Source organism: Anaerolineae bacterium (genome assembly GCA_016931895.1).
Lineage (GTDB): Bacteria > Chloroflexota > Anaerolineae > 4572-78 > J111 > JAFGNV01.
In genome coordinates this window covers 20,553-40,114 of the sequence record JAFGDY010000235.1, presented here as the reverse complement: position 1 = coordinate 40,114, position 19,562 = coordinate 20,553, and the positions used below count along the sequence as shown (strand labels likewise).

17 protein-coding genes and 1 tRNA gene are annotated in these 19,562 nt (G+C 52.3%); 5 read left to right on the top strand and 13 right to left on the bottom strand.

Going from position 1 to position 19,562, the window contains the following annotated elements:
- From JW953_17555 to JW953_17535, 5 genes are all read right to left on the bottom strand, one after another.
- Window positions 1–206 (bottom strand): hypothetical protein (locus JW953_17555; GenBank protein MBN1994508.1); only part of this gene is annotated, 206 nt, incomplete at its 3' end.
- 173 nt (window positions 207–379) lie between these two features.
- Window positions 380–1,285: a cysteine protease gene (locus JW953_17550; protein ID MBN1994507.1), complete on the bottom strand. Its 906-nt coding sequence runs from the start codon at window positions 1,283–1,285 to the stop codon at window positions 380–382.
- 241 nt (window positions 1,286–1,526) lie between these two features.
- Complete coding sequence (locus JW953_17545; GenBank protein ID MBN1994506.1) at window positions 1,527–1,838, bottom strand: hypothetical protein; 312 nt, start codon at window positions 1,836–1,838, stop codon at window positions 1,527–1,529.
- A 200-nt stretch (window positions 1,839–2,038) separates the two neighbouring features.
- On the bottom strand, window positions 2,039–3,088 hold the full coding sequence (locus tag JW953_17540; GenBank protein MBN1994505.1) for a collagen-like protein: 1,050 nt from the start codon (window positions 3,086–3,088) through the stop codon (window positions 2,039–2,041).
- 278 nt (window positions 3,089–3,366) lie between these two features.
- Window positions 3,367–3,588, bottom strand: a complete 222-nt coding sequence (locus tag JW953_17535; GenBank protein ID MBN1994504.1) for a hypothetical protein — start codon at window positions 3,586–3,588, stop codon at window positions 3,367–3,369.
- A gap of 66 nt (window positions 3,589–3,654) precedes the next feature.
- Here JW953_17535 and JW953_17530 point away from each other — a divergent pair, with 66 nt between their 5' ends.
- Window positions 3,655–3,792, top strand: a complete 138-nt coding sequence (locus tag JW953_17530; protein MBN1994503.1) for a hypothetical protein — start codon at window positions 3,655–3,657, stop codon at window positions 3,790–3,792.
- A 455-nt stretch (window positions 3,793–4,247) separates the two neighbouring features.
- On the top strand, window positions 4,248–4,763 hold the full coding sequence (locus JW953_17525; protein ID MBN1994502.1) for a hypothetical protein: 516 nt from the start codon (window positions 4,248–4,250) through the stop codon (window positions 4,761–4,763).
- Between the two features lie 162 nt (window positions 4,764–4,925).
- Here JW953_17525 and JW953_17520 read toward each other — a convergent pair whose 3' ends face one another.
- The 8 genes from JW953_17520 to JW953_17485 all read right to left on the bottom strand — a co-directional run bounded on the left by JW953_17520 (window position 4,926) and on the right by JW953_17485 (window position 16,165).
- Window positions 4,926–6,554 (bottom strand): glycosyltransferase family 4 protein, encoded by a 1,629-nt coding sequence (locus JW953_17520; GenBank protein MBN1994501.1) that lies wholly within the window; start codon window positions 6,552–6,554, stop codon window positions 4,926–4,928.
- A gap of 206 nt (window positions 6,555–6,760) precedes the next feature.
- Window positions 6,761–9,832: a hypothetical protein gene (locus tag JW953_17515; GenBank protein ID MBN1994500.1), complete on the bottom strand. Its 3,072-nt coding sequence runs from the start codon at window positions 9,830–9,832 to the stop codon at window positions 6,761–6,763.
- Between the two features lie 32 nt (window positions 9,833–9,864).
- Entirely contained in the window at window positions 9,865–11,436 is a 1,572-nt protein-coding gene (gene pelF / locus JW953_17510; GenBank protein MBN1994499.1) for a GT4 family glycosyltransferase PelF, read from the bottom strand.
- 6 nt (window positions 11,437–11,442) lie between these two features.
- Complete coding sequence (locus JW953_17505; GenBank protein ID MBN1994498.1) at window positions 11,443–12,369, bottom strand: SDR family oxidoreductase; 927 nt, start codon at window positions 12,367–12,369, stop codon at window positions 11,443–11,445.
- Window positions 12,370–12,411: 42 nt separating this feature from the next.
- Complete coding sequence (gene pelF / locus JW953_17500) at window positions 12,412–13,641, bottom strand: GT4 family glycosyltransferase PelF (protein MBN1994497.1); 1,230 nt, start codon at window positions 13,639–13,641, stop codon at window positions 12,412–12,414.
- The gene (locus JW953_17495; protein ID MBN1994496.1) at window positions 13,641–14,057 is read right to left on the bottom strand and encodes an ATP-binding protein; all 417 of its coding nucleotides are present in this window, start codon (window positions 14,055–14,057) and stop codon (window positions 13,641–13,643) included. The genes pelF (JW953_17500) and JW953_17495 overlap by 1 nt, the downstream gene beginning before the upstream one ends.
- Window positions 14,058–14,232: 175 nt before the next feature.
- On the bottom strand, window positions 14,233–14,574 hold the full coding sequence (locus tag JW953_17490; GenBank protein MBN1994495.1) for an STAS domain-containing protein: 342 nt from the start codon (window positions 14,572–14,574) through the stop codon (window positions 14,233–14,235).
- 16 nt (window positions 14,575–14,590) lie between these two features.
- Window positions 14,591–16,165, bottom strand: a complete 1,575-nt coding sequence (locus tag JW953_17485) for a GAF domain-containing protein (protein ID MBN1994494.1) — start codon at window positions 16,163–16,165, stop codon at window positions 14,591–14,593.
- A 446-nt stretch (window positions 16,166–16,611) separates the two neighbouring features.
- Here JW953_17485 and JW953_17480 point away from each other — a divergent pair, with 446 nt between their 5' ends.
- The 3 genes from JW953_17480 to JW953_17470 all read left to right on the top strand — a co-directional run bounded on the left by JW953_17480 (window position 16,612) and on the right by JW953_17470 (window position 19,555).
- Window positions 16,612–17,904 (top strand): SpoIIE family protein phosphatase, encoded by a 1,293-nt coding sequence (locus JW953_17480; protein ID MBN1994493.1) that lies wholly within the window; start codon window positions 16,612–16,614, stop codon window positions 17,902–17,904.
- A gap of 98 nt (window positions 17,905–18,002) precedes the next feature.
- Window positions 18,003–18,075 (top strand) — tRNA-Thr (locus tag JW953_17475).
- 652 nt (window positions 18,076–18,727) lie between these two features.
- Window positions 18,728–19,555 (top strand): SGNH/GDSL hydrolase family protein, encoded by an 828-nt coding sequence (locus JW953_17470; protein ID MBN1994492.1) that lies wholly within the window; start codon window positions 18,728–18,730, stop codon window positions 19,553–19,555.
- The last annotated feature ends 7 nt before the right edge of the window (window positions 19,556–19,562 follow it).

Below are 19,562 nucleotides of genomic sequence, written 5' to 3'. Positions count from 1 at the left end.
TAGCCGGTGCCGTTATACGGCGTGCCGCCCACCTGCACCACGCCCTGGTAATTGATCATCGCGGGCGGCGGCCCGGCAAAAAGCTGTCGCAACGCAGGCGCGGCCCCCACGCTGCCGGCCGTTGCCAGCACCGCCACCACCGCCCCGATGGTCAGCAGGGGCACGATTTTGACTTGCTGTAAGATTTGTTTGAGTTGTTTGAACATGGATTATCTCCTAATTGACTTGCCTACCTTCCACAAGATTTTGGTAAATCTTTTTACGCAATAGGTCACGTTTTTAATGCAGCCCTCTCCCTGGAAATGCGGTACGCTGCAAACGTAACCTAGATGTGTCTCTACCGCGATCAGTAGATTTTTGGAATATGAAAAAGTGGCTACTAATCAAAATCTCCTTTTTCAATCCACTCGGTTTCCAAGAGCGACCACCAGTCAACCGCCAACCGGCTCAAGACATATTGGTAGGGCAGCCAGCCATAACCTTTGTCTCCCCATCCTTCTCCCCAGGAATTTCTGATGAGTAAAGCGCCCTCGGTTTCCAGCCCACCCGAACCAGGATTCTTGATCTTTATCTTATCATCATAACCCACGGCCAAAACAGCATGGCCACCTACCACATTATCAAGAGGGATGGGGTAGGGTATCTTGCCGTCCTCGATCTGCCAGATAGAGTTATAAACTCTAAATCCAAACATCAACGGCAGCCCCCCAGCCAAGAATGTTTTAATCCGTTCCAACAAAACTTCCTCAGTAACTCCTGGAGTATCGAGGCGGAAGTATTGAACGGTTTGGTAATTTTGAGCCAGGGCGTAACAAAAGGCGGGCGGTTCCTGGTCGAAATCTGCGGGTTTGTATGGCCAGTATTCTTCGGGGGGAACGCCAACGAGCGTTAAAGCCCCCATGGTGGTGCGGAGATAAGCCCCCTCGTCTCCGGTCCAATGTAGTAAATTACGGGTTACCTTGTAGAGAAAGAGCCTGGAAGCATCAATATGTTTTCCAAATGCTCTTTTCTCAAAATACTCCAACAGACCCACCGCAGCATGTGCGGTACACGAGCCGATATATTCCTGATTGTCCACCGCCGAGCAGAAACGGCTTAAATCTTGGGTTGGCGATAATTTTTTCTTTGTTTCCAACACGCCTAATTCGTCAAGCATTGTTTTGACCGGCTTTTGCCCCAATGACTTGAGTTTGGGCGGCACTTCTTCTCGCTCTAGCGAATAATCCCGCATATCAGGTGGGTCCGGTAGCCACCCCATGCCAACGTTTGTTTTTTCTTCACTCATAATTCTTTGCCTCGCTTTCTTTGTTAATAGTAGGAGTTACGCAGTTCATGTCATTTCGATGAGCGAAGCGAAGAGAAATATCCAATTTGGCCGTTGCAGATGAGTTTCTTGGAGATTTCTCGCTCATTCTTCGCTCGAAATGACATTTAAACGCTCAACTGCGTAACTCATAAATATTTCTAGACTCAAAATTTTGTTCGGCGGCCAGGTTTCTACAACCTGACCGCCTGGGCTGCTTTATTTATGACGAGCGCAAAATAATGGGCAGATACACCGGCTCGCCGCCCGGCGGGGCGCTCCCCTGGCCGATACCAAACCAATAACCGGCGCTTAACGTAACATTACTGCCGTTGCTGGCCGGGCCAATGGCCGTTTGGCCCATTGAACCGTTCAGGGTGATCGTACTGCTGCCGGTGGCCGGCGCGCCGCCGCCGGTGAGCACCTGCCAATCAAGGGTATAGTTGGTTGAACTGCCCGCCCCGGCCACGCCCACCAGCACAATGATGAGAAGCACGGCCAGACCTACGGCGATGATGTGTGTTTCTTTTCTCATTAGGTTCTCCTTTGCGTTACTGTGGCCCTTCATACGAAACCTGTAGTTTTCAGTAGGTTGGGTTGAACGGCTTATCTGACTTACCTATTGAGGCAACGTGTTGGGTTTCGCGGCATAGTTAGGCTAAATCAAGGGAGTGAAACCCAACATCGGATGCAAAATCGGCTCGCATGGTGGCTCAACCCAACCTACCCCTTTAATTATGGTTCAAACACTAGACACTGGATTAGGGGACCAGACATAACCCCTGAACCCCTATATTGAACCGAAATAGTGTAAGTACCAGCACTTGGAATGACCGTCATCTGTGTAAACGATAGCGGCGCCCAGTCGCTCAAATCTGAATAGAAGGTACCGAAATCACTACTATGAAAGAGCGTGAAGGGTGTAGCATAATAGAACCTTAAACGGAGAGAAGAACCTTGATGATCCGAACTAAGGGTACACGATACAATACTGTTATCTGAATTTGTCGTTACAGGAAACGACAAAGCACTAATATCTGTCCAAGTTGTAGTGTTCGAAAGGGAGTGGCTCCAACTTGATGGTTCGAACGTCACGAGTGCTGGTTGTCCCGCCGGTCCACTTGGGCCGGAAGGACCCGAGGGGCCACTTGCACCATCAGCACCATCAGCCCCATCTGCACCCGCCGGGCCTTGAGGACCCGACGGCCCACTTGGACCGGAAGGACCCGAGGGGCCGCTTGCACCGTCAGCACCATCTGCTCCGGCAGGGCCTTGAGGACCAGAAGGGCCGCTTGGGCCGGAAGGACCAGCCGCACCGTCAGCCCCATCTGCCCCCGCCAGGCCTTGAGGACCCGATGGGCCACTGGGACCCTGGTCCCCTTGCGGCCCGGTAGGCCCACTCGGCCCGGAGGGGCCGTTCTCGGCATATTTGGCCCGCAACGCATAGGCCACGCTGGCAATGCGCTGGTTGGGGTTCAACGCCTCAAAGGTGGTCCCGTCCTGGCTGAACCAGACCCGCAGATAGGTGTCGGTTTCACCGAACACGGTTTCGTCCAGCGCCTGGCTCATCCCGGGCAGGCTGGTGTCGCCCAGCAGCACGTTGAACAAGCCCGCGCTCACGGCCAGGGATACGGCCGTGGCCGGTTCGCCGCTGGCCGTGCCGTCGTTGGCCCAGTAGTTGGTAGTGCCGTCGCCGCTGGCGCTGTTGACCACGGCAAACTTGAAATAGCCGGTGCCGTTATACGGCGTGCCGCCCACCTGCACCACGCCCTGGTAATTGATCATCGTGGGCGGCGGCCCGGCAAAAAGCTGCCGCAGCGCAGGCGCGGCCCCCACGCTGCTAACGGTCCAGAGGGTGGCCAATACCGCGCCAATAACTATCAGAGAAATTACCTTGCTTTGTTGTAGATACTGCAAAACATGCTTCATTTTTTTTCTCTCCATTTCTGGGGGATAGCCGGCAGACTCCATTGTGAATCCCTGAAGCTATCCCTTTTTATAAACCAATTATCATTGATCAAGGCCGCCTTTGAGGACGCCGGTCCCTCAAATTTGGACAAAACTCAAAGCAGAATAATTTTTTGTTCTTCACCTCCTTTTTTTACAACCAGAGTTATTTCCGCAGTTTCTTGCATCTCAAAAACCATCAAACCAAGTTTGATGAATTTACGGATAACCTCAACTATGCTGGTTTGCTGCGCATCGGCCACTCGTTTGACCGCGTTGAACATCTCCTCCGGTAAGACAAGGTTATACCTTTTACCTCCATCTTGGGTTTGATTCATTAATCTTTTTCCTTAGCCAAGGATATGAGCTTAAGATATTTGGTTGAATGGTGTAGAATAGAAAAAATGGCGCAGTCAACAGCCGCCGACGCAATTTGGGCCAGCGTTATTTGGATAACCGGGTTCGGCCTGGGAGATACTGCCCAGGCCCGGTTCAAACAGTATCTACTGGCCGGAAGGGTTGAAAACTTTCAACCGCATTAACAACGATAGCACATTTCCCCCTTCTTTTGAAGACACATTTTTTGTACATTTCTTGTACTATTTTGTGCATATTCCCGGTACAATGCGCCCCAAAAGTATGCTCAAAACGTGAAACCAGCTTCATATCAGTAACTTCGATAAATTATGAAGCAGCCGGGAATTGCCGCGATTTGCTCGCTGATATCGCCCAGTTTTCTCAGTGAGACAATTTTTTCTCACCGGGAAAACTATTCTTTTGCAAGTTCTTATTACCTCGGTGAGATAAAATGAGATGCCTGCTTCACCTGGATTTTTTACATTTCTTTTACAAGCGGGCAACAGATTTATAACATCACTCCTTTATACTGTGTTCAAACAACAACGATGCACCGCCCCCGCATAGGGACGCGACAGTTACGAGTCAAAATCATTTTCTAAAAAACTATAAATGCACAGTTTGAAAGGAGTTTATCACCGTGAAACATTTGAATTTTGTAATGAAGTCGCTGTTGGGCCTGGCGATTTTGATGCTGCTGGCAGGGGCGCTGGTTGCTCCGGCGGCGGCAGCGCCGCCAACTGAGGAAGAGCAGGAATACACCGGCTTGAAATACGTTTTAAAATGGGCTATCTTACGGCTGGAGGCTCAACAAGACAATATTGACAGCGCCTGCGCCGGGGCTGATCTGGTTGAAGAATTCATTGAAGATGAAAAAGCAGAGGGTCAAGACACCGCGGGGCTTGAAGCGGCTTTGGCCGAGGCCAGGATCAAACTCGATGAGGCCCAGGGATTTCACACCACTGCCGCCCAAATTCTAAAAGAAAAAGCGGGTTTTGACGACGAGGATAACGTGACCGATCCCCAACAGGCCCGCGACACACTGAGGAGCGCCGGTCAAGCTATGCGAGAGGCCAACCAGGCCCTGCGTGAAGCCAGGCAAAGCGTTAGGGAAGCGTTGCGGGAATATCGCCAAAGCAAGCGGGATGACAAATAAAACTTAAGTAAGCCGTAAAAAAACAGCCCACCGGTTCTTCTGGGGGGCTGTTTGTTATTATTTAGGCGTTTCTGATTAACGACGAACGACAAATGACCAACGACGAAGTTTAGTCGTTGGTCATTCGTCGGCAACGGCAAGAGCCATCTACCCCACCCCGCTTCACTCTTTCTCTCTGTCCGCTTGCCGGATCAGCCATTCATAAGCCTCTACCATCTGGGCGGCTCTCAAGGCCCAATCGTAATTTTCTACCGCAATCTGGCGCAACGTGGGGCTGAGCGATTTTACACTCGCATCGGTCAGGAGGTCATTAATATTGGGCGCAATGCTGACCACGCGCACAGCCGGGTCTACCGGGATTTTCATCCTGGTCGTTAAAGATTGGCCCAGGAAGGGAATCAAGTCGTCCACGCCGTCCATAAAGCCGCTAAAATAAGACACCAGCGGCAGCACGCCGTTGGAAAGCGACTCCATCAGCACCAGCGGATAAGCCTCCGGCACCACCGAAGGGAAAATAGCCAGGTCGGCGCAGGGAAAGAGGAAATGCAGGCGGGCGTGGCTCAAACGGCCCAAAAAATGAACGTGTTCGGCCAATCCCCGCCCCTGTTCCAGCACAAAGGCCAGATGGGCCGGGTTGTTCAAATAATATTGCACGTCCTCCCAGGGGCCGGTTAGCTCGTTACGGTCCAAATCCTTGCCTTTGGCGCAGAGTTCCAACAGCAGGGACTTGTTGCCGCTGGAAATGGCATAGACCAACGCCTCCAACGCTTCGCGGTAAGCCCCGGCCCCCACAATGACTAAATGGGTTTGGGGGTGTTGGGCCAGCACGCCGGGCAGGGCGGCAATGATACTTTGCAGGCCCTTGCCTACGGTCAAGGCGCCCACAAAAAGCAGAATGTTCTGCTCCCAGGGGATGCGCTGCAAATGGTCGTTCAAATCATCATCGGGCAGGGAGTGGTTATACTGATCCCAATAATCGCGCGTGGCCTGTAAATCGCCCGCCGCCAGACGGGCAAACAATTCTGCGCTTTGGGGGGGAGTTTTGCCGCCGCTGCCGTGCGTAGCCACCAATTCCTTGATTGAAGCACGCCGCCTGGCCCGATCCACCGGCTGGAACAGGGATGTGTCCACCCCCACCCCCACCAGTTGGGTTTTGGCCAAAATAGTCTCCCGGTGTTCAGGATAAATGTTCAAAATGCGGTCGCGCACCTCGCGGTTGCCAATGATCAGGCCGGTGCAGCCCAAGATGCTCTCCAGGGCCAGGCGTTTATAACGTTGGTCCAATTTTAAGGTATATTCAATGGCGCTGCCGTGAGGAAAAATGATGAGAGGCGTTTGGGTGGCTTGACACGCGCCCAGCGCAGCCACCGGCTGGTAAATTACGTGATTGGCATGCAACACCTCCAGCCGGTGCGCGGCCAAAATTTTGGTCAACAATCTTTCGTTGAGGTCATGGTACGCCCGCAGTTCCGCGTCGGTCAACGAAACAAACGATTTTACATTGCCGGGCCGCTGCTTGTCGGTTAAATACACGGGCCGGATTTTGCCGTGCGGAAGCTGATGCAGCACACATTTGGCCGGTTCGTTTTCCAGGGCAAATAGAGTTTCCACGCCGCCATCCGGCTGCCAGGCGTAGGCGTGGGTTACATAAGGGATTTCTTCGGGGTTTTCTTCACGGCAGATAAGGTGAACCTCGTGGCCGGCTTCAATAAAAGAACGGGCCAGGTAGCGGGTATATTCGTTGCTGCCGGAGCCGGTCAATTCGTAACCGTGGTATAAGCCGATACGCATAAGAGACCTCCTTGTTTCAAAAATATCTACGCTCGGTGCGAGTCATAATTTTAATGTACGTAAAAATAAAACGTGAAACGGGAGAGGTGTTCCTCTTGTTTCACGTTATTGGCTGAATGGGTTAAGGTAGTTCTGCATATTTCGGATGATGTATTGCGTAAAGAGGGCGCAATACACGATATACTTCAACTCTGGTGAATGTTGGTCTAATAGGCCGAATAATAGTAATAATCCAGATTGCGGAATACTTTCACGGCATACCAGGTCATCAATACGGCAAAGAAAAACGAGCCTACAGTCAGGCCCACCACGCCTAACCAATAGGCAAACATCCGGCTCAAAATAAAGCCTACCAGGATATTAATAATCAGCACAATGCCCATCATGCGAATGGTGTGCCAGGGCCGCGACAGGAAGAAGAAAAATACGCTGTTCAACATGCCCCACACCAGAAAGCTATAGCCAACCACGGCCCAATAAAACACCCAGAAGGTAATGGGATTGGCAAAAAAGTCTCGCACCGCCTTTACATCGTCAAACCGTTGCAGCCAGATAACGGCGTAATACGTAATGAGAATACTGATCACGGCAATGCCCGTGAGCAGCAACAATTGGCGCATGTAAAACCTGAAGAAAAAGTTATTATGATCTTCCAGTTTGCGGGCTACGGCAATTTCAGCCTCAGCATTGAGGGGATGGGGTTGCACCGTCACTTTGTTCAAGGACGTTTCCGGCTTACCCTTGGGCCGGCCCAAAAGCCTGGCGTACCAGGGCGCAGGGTTGGCATGGGCCTGGCTTTTGCCCACAGGGGCGGTTTTTACGCCCAGGGCCTTTCGCTGCTCCTGCACCGGAATGATCACCGAGCCAAATTCGTGGATGGTATATTCCAGCATGGCAATGGTGAGCAGCAACGATAACAAGGCCCAGTCTACGCCCAACTCGTAAGGCGTGCGGAACCAGATGAGCAGCGGCAGCGGCTCGGTGCTGGTGGACCAACTGATGACGCGGTCGGTAAACAGAAAGATAAAGTAGAGCGCGCCATAAACAAAATAGGGAGCCACAGAGTAAATTAAGATGGAGCGCCGGGGCAATGTTGCCCGCCGCAATTGGCTGGCCATAGACGAAGTCAATCTTTCCAGGTAATAAACCGGACCAAACAATTTGCGATGCCCCCAAATAAATACCGAGATGTTGGCCACCGACAGGCCAATCCAGTGGGCCGCGTAAATCTCCCAATACGTTTCCCGGTAAAGGTCGCCATAACCCAAGCGCAGGCCCAGGGCATAAATACCGCCCAGGAACCAGAGCACGGCGTTGGCAAACCAGCCGGGCGCATCGGTGATAACAAAGTTGATAAAACGTTCCAGCCAGGTATTCAGGGGATTAATGCCGCCCCATCCCGTAAAGAGGTACAGGACCAGGCCAATCACCACCAGGCCGATGATCACAATCATTACAATGGCCACGCGATGCTGAAGCGTATACAGCACCGATAGGAAAAGCCACAGCGTGGCCAACAGCAAATAATAGGCCAAGCTGATCAGAATGACCCGTTGGGGAAAGAAGGGGATGAACAGGTTGATGACGTACCAGGCAATACCTACGGCAAATACCGTAGTTAGCCCGGCGCGAATGATCCGGTAACAAATGTCCCGCACCAGAAAGTGCATTTCCTGCTCGTGGTAATACTGACCCAACCGGCCAACAGCCTGCACAAAACCACCGCTGACCACAAAACATAAAATAGTGCCTACCGCCACCGTGGTTGCGGCTTCTTCGGTAAAGTCCAGCGAGGCCCACAGCCCAAAGCCAAAGATAATGACCGAAAAAATCTGCACCGCCATGGGCACGGCAAACACAGTGCCCCGCAGATAGAATTTAAAGAAACGGCCCAATCGTTCCGGGGCCTCAATAGCCAGGATGGGTTTGTCTTCAAAAATGGCCTTCTCCAGCATCAGCACTGTTACCACCACCGATACTAAGGCCAGCAGCGCGGCTACAATCAGGGGAAGCAGCACCAAACCTGGTTCGGGCGGTGTGCGGAACCAGGCCGTCATGGGCCAGGGATTCTGACCAAAGTACCAACCATTCAGCCAGGCAATGAGCAGATAAAGGACATACACCAGGGCCAATACACCGTAATGGGCCAAAGCATACACCGCAAACGAGGGATTGGGCAGTTTGGCCCAATGCAGTTCCTCCTCCACGTCATCCTTTGACCAACCCGGCTCACGCCGCCACCACCACCAGGCCAGCAGGCCGGTCATGAGCAAAGCTACCCAATGAACCGGGTAGAGCAGGGGGGTGAGGCTGATAAGCAATAAGGTGGCCACCAACGCCGCGGTCACAGTAATTATCGCCAGCCCCCGGCGGAGGGTGTAGAGGGCGCCCAATAAGAGCGAGACCATAGAGAACAGCAAATAATAGAGTAGCGCAGGCAGAAATGTACGCAGAGGCAGCGGCCCTATCTGAGGGAAAAAGGCAGCGACCAGGCCGGCGATAAACCAGGCCAGGGCCAATATCAGGCCCACCACAACCACCGCCACCATGCCCCGGCCCATCAACCGGCGGCAGGTTTCGCGGGGTAGGCTGTGGCCGCCCTGGGCCAGGAAAAAGTAGCCAATGCGTTCCATAGCCGGGACAAATGCGCCGGTAACCAGAAAACTAAGAACAACGCCAATGGTCAAAGCAGCGGCTTGTTCCCGGCTCACGGTGAAGTAAACCCACCAGGCAAAAACCAGCACCAACATCACAGTGACAAAAATAGCCAGCGGAGTGGTAGCCAGGGCTGCTTTCATAAAAAGTCTGAGCCGGTCAAGCCAGGTTGGTTCTTCCCACAACACTTCGGTTTCGGCGTCGGCCAGGCGATTATGGCAATGGGTATAGACTTCGTCAACCAAGGCCGCCAGGTGGGGCTGCTCAAATTCCGCCACGGCCTCCCTGTCGGTAAGGCCATGTTTTTCTAAAACAGCGCGCACATCTTCTGGGGTGAGAGGCGGTTCGGTTTCCTCAAAAACGTAGGTGGTCAACTCTTCAAGGCGCAAGCGCCGCCGGCAACGGGCATAGATTTCTTGGGCCAGGTCAAAGATATTGGCTTTACCATATTTTTCTACCGCGTCAATATCGCGCATGCCCCGGCTTTCCAGGGTTGCGGCCACGGCCCAGTGATTGACCGGGTTTTCGGTTTTGTCTAACACAAAGTCAACCAATTCTTGTTTGGCTGCTTCAACCGGGTCCAATGTTTCTGCTGTTGTTACAGTATTATCTTGGTCGCTCATTGGCTTATCACGCTTCCAGGAATGTCAATTGACTAGGCTGGGGCTATGCTCGGCATCGCTTCTTGCCGTTCAGGTTCAGCCGGTTGGGGTGGTTTTTGCGGCCCCAGGTTACGCATTTCATCGTATAATTGCCAATACTTGCGCAACATCAGTTCGGTGGTATAACGCAGGATGACTTCTTCCCTGGCCTTACGGCCTAATTCAAGACGCAGTTGGTCGTTTTGCAAGAGGGTAACTACCCCTTCGCCAAAGGCCACGGGATCGTTTGGCGGGACCACAATGCCAAAACCTTCCAGGGCCTCCCTGACCCCACCCACATCGGTGCCCACCACCGGCCGGGCGCAAGCCATTGACTCCAGCACAGTAAAGGGGAATCCCTCGGAGATACTGGACAGCACGCTCAAGTCGCCCTCGCTATAAATTTCGGAAGGGTTGTTGTGAAAACCGCCAAACTCAAAAGTACCTTCCAAGTTCAATTCGGCAATGAGGCGGCGGCACTTGGCCACATAGGGCGGGTCGGCGAGCAGGGAGCCATAGACCACAAAATAAACATCGGGGATTATTTCGCGGGCCACCGCCGCGGAGCGGATCATGGTTTCAATATCTTTCAACGGAAAAACCCGCGCCGCCGCCACGGCCGTGGGCCGGTGGGCCGTTTTGGCCGGTTTGGGTTTGGGCGTAAATTGCCGGGGATTGATGCCGTTGTAGATGGTCAAGATTTTGTCCGGGTTGGTGTACAAGGTTTCCCACCGTTGGTTAAAGTTGGCCACCGGCGAAATCTTGTCGGCGTAGATGTAAATGAGGCGGGAGATGAAGTTGTACATTTTTAGTAAAAATTGTTTGGCAAAATAGCCAAAGTCTGTGGCGGAGATGGCGATGTATCGCTCGCGGATGGAAACGCCATGCTCGGTCACCAAAAAGGGCGTGCCATAGGCATGTTTGGCAATAATTCCGGCCAGCCCGGCAAATGAGGCAATGGTTGAGTGAACCAGGTCAACTTTGGGCACCGAGGCGTTTAAGGGCATCAAAAAGTTATACATCCAGCGCATGGTGTTGGTGAGGTCAAACATGCTGGGGATTTCGCTGCCCAGGTAGCGGTGGGGTTGCGCTTCGTAAGGCCCTAACACTTCCTCCACAAACGCCCGCCAGGCCGGTTCGGATTTCCAGGTCAGGTTCCAGTCGTATTTTTGGAAATAAAGCCACAACTCATAAATAACCCGGCCATAGGGGGTAATATCGCCTTCTTCTTCCATGCCTTGCAAAAAACGCCGCAGCAAAGGCAAGAACTTTTTGCCGATCACCGCATTGGTGGTGTCTTGCTTATGCTGATAAATTTCGGAAAAGGGTCTATCGGGTAAAATGTACTCGGCCGGTTCCTGCGTGCCCCACAGCGGAATAAAAATTGTCTTTTTGATATTAGGCGGCAGTGTATATTTGGGCACCAGGTTGGGGCTGCCGGTAATGGCGTACAGCGTATAATCCACCTGGTCCAATTGGTGGCAGAGAATATCGCACCAGGTGCTTACCCCGCCGCCTTCATAAGGGTAAGTGCCCTCGGTACACATCAAAGCCGACATTCTTTCTTGCGGTTTGTTTTTGGGCATAAGCCTTTACCTTATACTATCCACCAACTGTTGCAAACCATCTTCAAATTTCACTTCTGCCGACCAGCCCATCACGGCCCGGGCCTGGGAAGCGTCGCAATAAGAATAACGGATGTCGCCGGCGCGGGCCGGTTTGTAAATTGGGGCCAAATCAACGGCAAAAATATCGCGCAGCGCCGCAAAAAGCTGGTTAATGGTCACCTGGCGGCCGGTGCCCAGATTGAAGATTTTTCCGGCTGCTGCCGGCGTTTCCGAGGCCCTTAAATTGGCCCGGGCCACGTCTTTGACAAAAATGAAATCACGGGTCTGTTCACCATCGCCGTAGATAAAGGGCGCCTTTCCCTCCGACAATTTATCCACAAAAATAGAGATCACGCCGGAATAAACCGAGGTGGGGTCTTGGCGAGGGCCAAAAACGTTAAAATAACGGAAAATAACGGTTTCCGGGCCAAAGTTTTGATTAAAAAGCTGGCAGTAATGCTCGCCGGCCAGTTTGGCGATGGCGTAAGGCGATTGGGGATAGGGCTGCATGGTTTCCACTTTGGGCAGTGTGGGTTCATCGCCATACACCGCGCTGGTGGAACTGAACATCATCCGGCGCACGCCCGCGGCTCTGGCCGCCGCCAGGATATTGAGCGTACCCACCGCATTGTTCAGTTCGGCCTGCATTGGTTTTTCCATAGACTCCGGCACCGACACCATTGCCGCCAGGTGAAAAATCAATTCAACCCCGGCCACGGCTTTTTGCACAGTGTCTTCATCCCGGATATCGCCTTCAATGAATTCTATCTTATTCATCACGTGGGCCAAGTTTTCTCGATGCCCGCTGGATAAGTTATCCAGCACGCGCACGCTGTCGCCCCGGGCCAGGAGGGCATCTACCACGTGAGAACCGATAAAACCTGCGCCGCCCGTTACTAAACAATTAGCCATGATCACCTCCAGGTAAAGTAGAAGTTGTCTAAAAACAATGCCTTAATTGATGAACTTGTTATATAAAGCCCGGTAAGCCCGGCACAAACGCCCGGTAGAATAATAACGCCGCGCCCGCTCCTGGCCGGCAGCCGAGGCCTGCTGCCAGTACTCTTTATTGCGGCACAGGTTCAAAATAGCCGAGGCTGTGGCCTGGGGATTGCCCACCGGGGTCAAGTACCCGGCCGGACCTAATTTTTGATCCCGGCTGCTTGCGCCCAAAACCAATTCCGGGCAGCCACCCACGGCGGTGGTCACAATGGGCGTGCCCGCGGCCATCGCTTCCAGCAGCACCAAGGGCTGGCCTTCGCTTACGCTGGTCAAAACAACCGCATCGAGGCGACGGTACCAGGGCCGGGAGTCTGTTTCGCCGGTAAAGGTCAGCCGATCAGCCAGGCCCAAGTCCGCGGCCAAAGCTCTACAGCGAGCCACGTAAGCCGGATCGTGATGCAGCGGTCCAATGACATAAAACTCGGCCTGGGGCAATGCTGCGGCCACCAATTGACAGGCATTAATAAAGGTCAACACATCCTTAATAGATACCACCCGGCCCACAAAACCAATCCGGGGCACGCCATCCCCGGCTGGCGAACGAAACGCAGACGGGGCCAGGGCCGGCCAATCCACGCTATTAGAAATCACCTGGCTCCGCGATGAAGGCGCGCCCAGGGTGGTTTGTAAGCGGGCGTTGGCCCGGCAAACCGTGGTAATGGCGTCGGCCTGCCGGTACGTTTGTTGGGCCATATCTTGCAACTTGACCCGCCAATGGTGGCGCAACGATTGCAAATCTATCCGATGCTGGCCGTCCGGCACCACCCTAAACCCACATTCCAACTCGGTGGAACCAACTTCCACTTCTCGCCAGTAAATGCCGTGTTCGGTGAGGATCAGGGGCCGGCCCGAGGCTTTTTTTACCTGGCAGCCCAACATCCCGGCAAAGCCGGTAGACAGGGCGTGGTAAACCCGAGCCTGGGGTAAGTTGGCATTTAAGGTAATATAAGTATCCTCCGGGCAGCGTGGATTGGGGTCCAAGTCCAGAGGCCAGTCTACAAATTGGCGCAAATTAGGCGGGAAGGGGTATTGGGGCTGTTTGGCCTGTCCCTCATCGGCGGATAGGTGCACCAGGCCAAAGGTGAGATCAGGCAGGCCGGTCAGTAGGGTCTGCACCCAAGCCGAAACGCCGCCCACCAGGTAGGGATAGGTTCCTTCCAAAATCAAACAAACATCCAGCACTATTGGCCTCCCCGGTATTTGACCAGCTTCAACTGAGTGCCTGTTGGCAGCGAGGTATCGTAAACAACCTCGTCCATCAACTCATAGATCAAAAACACCCCCCGCCCGTTCTCAATCGCCGCTGCCGGATCGTGAGGCGTAAAAGCGGCCCCATCAAACTTCCGGCCAAAATCGCGAATGGTTAAGGTGAGCTTCTTTTCGTCGGTGGTCAGGGAGAGGTGAATTTGGTGGCCGGGCCGCTGGCCGTAGGCGTGTTCCACCACGTTGGCCAGGGCTTCGCCCGCCGCCAGTTCAACGGCAAAAATAACTTCCGGGCCGAAACCGGCAGCCCTGGCTTGTTGGGCTATCCAGCGCCGGGCCTCGGTGGTAGCCTCCAGACGGCTGTCAATCACCAATTTTTGCGTTGACTCCCCCATCGTCACCTCTCTTCAGGTTGCGTTTAGCCTGGGTATGACCTGGACATCTTTACCACACGGCAAATTTCAGATAAATGAGACCAGGTTTAAGCCGGATGCGTAAAAAAATATCCGGCTGCTAAATTTCTGTAGGGCTTACGCAGTTGACCGCTTAGGAAGGATTTTGGACGAAAATTTAGGCCTGGCTTACGGCAGCGATTCCTTCTTCAACGGTTGGGAAAATATTGAACAATTTGTTCATGCGGGTCAGTTCAAACACCTGCTGCACCGGTTTCTGTGGGCCGCTGAGGCCCAGCATGCCGTTAGCGCCCTGGGCTTTTTTATGGGCGGCCACCAATACACTCAAACCGGAGCTATCAATATAGGCCACGTCGCTCATATTCACCAGCAGCCGGCCCTCATTATTTTCAATCAGGTCAATGAGAGTGTCGCGTAACTGGGTGGCGGTACTCACATCAATTTCACCGCTCAAATCGAGTATAGCTATGCCTGACTCGTTGCGTACCTTGTATTCCATTTTAACGTTTACCCCTTTATGATTTAATTTGTTCCTGAATCAAATGTAACTTTTGCTGCCGAATCAAATCCAGGGCGATATCCGTTACCTGCGGGTCAAACTGGGTGCCATGGCGTTGCTCTAATTCCTCAATCAGCTTATCCGCAGCCCATGGCTCGCGGAATGGATTGCCCGTGGTCATTTCCACAATAAATTCGGCCATCGCCAAAATCCGCCCCCCTATGGGAATCTCCTCGCCCTTTAAGCCCTGGGGAAAGCCCCAGCCATCGTACCATTCGTGGTGGGTGGCCACTGTTCCCCGCACCATGGGATGAAGAGGCAGGGCCTCGATCAGGCTGGCCCCAATGGTGGGATGCTCAAAGTCGGCCTGGAAACCGCCTTCCACTTCCACAATACCGGCCATGCCCACATCGTGCACCTGGCAGGCCGTGTGAATGGCCTCTAATTCATCGGGGGGCAGGTCCATGGCCCGGGCCATGGCCATACAAACGGCGGTAACTTTGGCATGATGGTCCTGGGTGTAAGGAGAGCGGGCATCCAGCGATTGGGCCAGGCCTTTGACCGTTTCCAGGTATTGGGCCGTAAACGACTCAAAGAGCCGGGCGTTGTGAATGACCAGCTTGATCTGTTGGGCAAAACCGCCAAGCAAGGTTAAAACATTTTCATCGGCCAGCAGTTTGGCTCTTTCTTTGAAGTAGAGCAGGGCAAAAACACCCAGCGGCTCGTCGTTGTCAAACAACGGCACGGCCAATATTGAGCGCGCGCCCTGCCGCTGAATGAATTCAAAATCTCGCAGCAGCAATCCCCCGCCCTCGGCTCCCAGCGACCAATCAAACAGGCCGGTGTCCGGCGAGAGATCGAGTTGTTCCACAAAAGCTGGGGGCAGGTTGGCCTGGGCGCGAATGGTAAGATACCCGCTGGCCGCATCAACAATGGCCACAAAGCCCGCCTCGGTTTTGGTGGCGTTCAGGGCCAGGTCCAGCAGAAGTTTGACAAAACGCTCCAAATCCAGGGCTGACCCCAGGAGTTTGCGGCCCACTTCTGAACTGGCCGTGAGAACGGCCAACTTTTGCCGCAGGTCTTCTTGTTGATGGGCTTGTTGCACGGTCAAGGCCAGGGGGAAACGCATCTCGGCCAATTCCTGTCTGGTTTTGCGGGAAACGGCGCGGTCCACATACGGGCCTATTTGCAGCAGCCCCACCAGGATAGGCGCAGGGCCGGCTTCGGTTTCCAAAAACAGGGGCACAGAATAGAGGGGGCCAACCGGGGTGGGCAGTAATTGGTCGGCTTCAAGCTCCCGATTCCGCTGCACATTCAGGGGCGGCGTTTGCATCATTCCCCCGGCGCCTTGCTCTATATCTTCACTGGCCATCAACATGGCCTCGGCGTGGTCGTCTTTGCGCCAGCTATGTTCCAGGTAAAACTCTCGCTGATTTTCATCCAGCAAATAAAGGTAACAGGCCGGCACGTCGGCCAACTCGCCCACCATGGCCAGCAATGCGTTCATCCGTTCAGGATAATCTGTTTCAGGCACCAGGGCCTGCAAGGTTTGTTGCCAAAGTTTCGTATCGTCGCTGCCTCGTCCAAACATAGCTTCTCCCAAAGTTCTTAAGATAAACTAATTTCTAAGAGGTCAATAAACTTATTTTAAACCAAAGGTATGCCTATGCAGTATACCATAAATATACCCGACAAGTATAGTACCTGTTGACTGATTGCCAGGGAATAAACAATTCCCTTCACCTCAAGATGAAGTTTAAAGGCTCTTTGGCTGTTTGATTGGTAATAATTTACCAGATTTAAGGCTATTATATTCTTTTAAGATTTGATAAAATAATGTATGCAGGAGTAAAATTACAATACGGACGCAATCGCGCAGGATAAAAGTAAGTTGAATTATTATCACTCAATTTTACCACATTTGTTGATTATGTTGTAATGAGGTATCTTAAAATTAAGCAGTTTTGATACCAACCGATCACAAGTTCTGGAACCACTGTTTCCAAAGTTGTCTAAAACCCCCAGAAAGGACCATCTATGAGGGATAACACAGAAGTTTTGCGACAGATTCCCCTGTTTTCCTCCCTACCCAGCGATGCGTTGAGCAAACTCAACCAGATTGCCCAGGAAAAGTTTTATCCGGCCAATAAGTTTCTTTTTCACGAGAATGACCTTGGCGATAGAGCTTACGTGATAAAATCCGGCGAAGTAATGGTGGTCAAAAGTGAAGGCACGGCCGATGAAACAATGTTGGGCATCAGCGGCCCGGGGGAACTGATTGGCGAAATGGCCATTCTGGAAAAGCAGGCTCGTTCAGCCAGTGTCAAAGCCATCAAAAATACTTATACCCTGGAGATTACGGCCGAAGACTTTAAAGATTTGGTTTCGCATACCGGCGTCATTGGCTACCAATTTCTCAAGATGCTCAGCGGCCGCATGCGTGAGGCCGGACAGGATCGGCTGGAGAAAATGGCCAACCTGGTCAGTGTGGAGCGGGAGATGCAAATTGCCCGGCGCATCCAGGCCAATTTTCTGCCCACCGAGCTACCCCAACCGGATGGGTGGCAAATAGCCGCCCGGTTTCAGCCGGCCCGGGCCGTAGGGGGAGATTTTTATGATGCCTTTGCGGTAACGCACGACCGGATTGGTTTTGTGATGGCCGACGTATGCGGCAAAGGGGTGGGGGCGGCCCTTTTTACCGCGCTTGTGCGCAGTTTGCTGCGGGCCTTTGCCGGGCAACGCCGTTCCCTGGGACGGTTGTTCACCCTGGCGGACGACGATCTTTTTACGGCAAATAGGCCCGCCAAACAACGGCGGACCCTGCAAACAGCCGGGGCCAGCGTTTTGCTGATTGTGGAAGACACCAATAACTACATTGCCAATACGCATGCCGATTTGAGCATGTTTGCCACGCTCTTTTTTGGCGTGCTCAACCCTAAAAATGGTTCCCTGGCCTATATCAACGCCGGGCATAATCCGCCCCTTATTGTCAACCGGGCCGGGCAAATAAAAGCCCAACTTGAGTCTACCGGGCCGGTGGTGGGCATCATCCCTGATGCCGACTTTGACATCGAGCGGGTCAGGCTTGATCCCGGCGATGTGCTGGTCACTTTTACCGACGGCGTTCCCGAAGCGCGGAATCCGGCCGGCAATCAATTCAGCGAAGCCCGTTTGCAAGCGTTGGCCCAACAGTGGGCCAATGTCCCTGCCAGTGTTTTGTTAGACCAGATCGAGTCTGATCTATTTGGCTTCATTGACACCGCCAAACAATTTGACGATATTACCCTGCTGGCCGTGCGGCGATGCCCTGATCACGTTGATTGCGACTGAAACGCCGTAATTACCCTTTACCCACACTTCCAAACTTGACGAATTTTCCAAAGTTTGCTAGATTTACTTTCATGCATGGTTTAAATCAATGTTTTTTTGCCCTCGTAGCTCAGTAGGTAGAGCAACCGCCTTGTAAGCGGTCGGTCGTCGGTTCAAATCCGTCCGAGGGCTTATAGAAATTCTGATGCTGTATAAGATATAATTTCGTTATAAAAAAGCCTTACCGGCATTATGAGGTAAGGCTTTTTATTTTCTACCTATCTGGATAGAGCAGAGGTGCAATCTAAACCTTGTCTCAGGCCCAATTTTCAAGCCAGGGATCTTTGACAGGTATTGTCTCCCGGCGAGCAGAATGACTGACTCTTAGCCAGGGAAGTTAGGGGCGAATCTCTGGGAATTAATCATTAGCAGACCTATGAATAGAAAATTCAGGTATTTGTTTACCGGGTAAATCACCCCTCATGATACCCCCAATGGAAAAATTTGGCCTTTTATTACAACAAACTCAGGCTGATTACCAGGGGGAACCTCTTTGAGTCAGGGCGACTCCCCGGGTAATAATGGATCAGTCATAATGAAGAATTTTATGCTTAATCTACTATTGGCTATTTTATCCATTTGTCTAACGCTATCCTTGCTTGAGATAGTATTTCGAGCGTTTGATATGCGGGGCTACCACCAGCCAAGGACTCGCGATTGGGAACATGCTTTGCTGCCTGAAACCAAAAGCTTGCCCGGGGTAAGTATTCAGTTTAAACCCAATAGTCAGTTCGAGTTGAAATATGACAGTAACCCCCAAGGCTATTTTGATCAGAATAACGGCTTGATTTACCATATCAACAAACACGGTTTTAGAGGGCCGGATTATGAAAAAAACAAAGCGCCCAATACCAGACGGATAATTATTCTGGGCGATTCATTTACTTTTGGAGAAGGGGTTAAGTTTGAGCACACTTTTAGTTACCGCCTGGAGAAAATCTTAAATCAACATTTGGCTTGGCCGGTAGAGGTGTTGAATTTTGGGACCAGTATCTGGGGCACCAGCGACGAAATCAATTACTTTGAGCAAGCGGGGATACACTTTGAACCGGACCTGGTTATTCTGGTTTATGTGCTTAACGATGCCGACTACGCCGGTGGTCTTGATTTATGGGACAACTTTAGAAATGAGTATGAAAATAGGAGTCTGAAATATTCTTACCTGGGCAGCTACTTTTACGCCACCCTTAAACGCCAGCTTTACGGCCAAAAATACATTGATGAGTTGCTCGACAGCGCCATGCAGGAACAATACAAATGGGCCAATAGTTTGAACTATTTATTAAAAGGGCGGCGACAGGCTGAAGCAATTGGGGCAAAGTATGCTGTTGTTGTCTTTCCCTTTATGTATGAACTCAATGAGCAATACCCCTTTCGCCCGCTCCATCTTATGCTATCTCAATACTGCGCCAGCAATAACATAACGTTTCTGGATCTATTTGAAGCATTTCAGGGTGAGGCATATACGGCTCTGTGGGTTCACCCCAGCGACCAACATCCCAATGAGCGAGGACATCAAATTGCGGCCGATGCTATTGCTGAATTTATCTTGGAGAATGATTTGTTATCAAACCATTCAGCCAGTGAAAATATCCAAACAGATTATGATTGATGGGGCG

What these genes read in the sequence shown, in the direction of transcription:
- JW953_17550 (MBN1994507.1), bottom strand. Translation starts at nt 1,285, where the DNA reads ATGAGTGAAGAAAAAACAAACGTTGGCATGGGGTGGCTACCGGACCCA.
- JW953_17545 (MBN1994506.1), bottom strand. Translation starts at nt 1,838, where the DNA reads ATGAGAAAAGAAACACACATCATCGCCGTAGGTCTGGCCGTGCTTCTC.
- JW953_17540 (MBN1994505.1), bottom strand. Translation starts at nt 3,088, where the DNA reads ATGATCAATTACCAGGGCGTGGTGCAGGTGGGCGGCACGCCGTATAAC.
- JW953_17535 (MBN1994504.1), bottom strand. Translation starts at nt 3,588, where the DNA reads ATGAATCAAACCCAAGATGGAGGTAAAAGGTATAACCTTGTCTTACCG.
- JW953_17530 (MBN1994503.1), top strand. Translation starts at nt 3,655, where the DNA reads ATGGCGCAGTCAACAGCCGCCGACGCAATTTGGGCCAGCGTTATTTGG.
- JW953_17520 (MBN1994501.1), bottom strand. Translation starts at nt 6,554, where the DNA reads ATGCGTATCGGCTTATACCACGGTTACGAATTGACCGGCTCCGGCAGC.
- JW953_17515 (MBN1994500.1), bottom strand. Translation starts at nt 9,832, where the DNA reads ATGAGCGACCAAGATAATACTGTAACAACAGCAGAAACATTGGACCCG.
- pelF (MBN1994499.1), bottom strand. Translation starts at nt 11,436, where the DNA reads ATGCCCAAAAACAAACCGCAAGAAAGAATGTCGGCTTTGATGTGTACC.
- JW953_17505 (MBN1994498.1), bottom strand. Translation starts at nt 12,369, where the DNA reads ATGGCTAATTGTTTAGTAACGGGCGGCGCAGGTTTTATCGGTTCTCAC.
- JW953_17495 (MBN1994496.1), bottom strand. Translation starts at nt 14,057, where the DNA reads ATGGGGGAGTCAACGCAAAAATTGGTGATTGACAGCCGTCTGGAGGCT.
- JW953_17490 (MBN1994495.1), bottom strand. Translation starts at nt 14,574, where the DNA reads ATGGAATACAAGGTACGCAACGAGTCAGGCATAGCTATACTCGATTTG.
- JW953_17485 (MBN1994494.1), bottom strand. Translation starts at nt 16,165, where the DNA reads ATGTTTGGACGAGGCAGCGACGATACGAAACTTTGGCAACAAACCTTG.
- JW953_17480 (MBN1994493.1), top strand. Translation starts at nt 16,612, where the DNA reads ATGAGGGATAACACAGAAGTTTTGCGACAGATTCCCCTGTTTTCCTCC.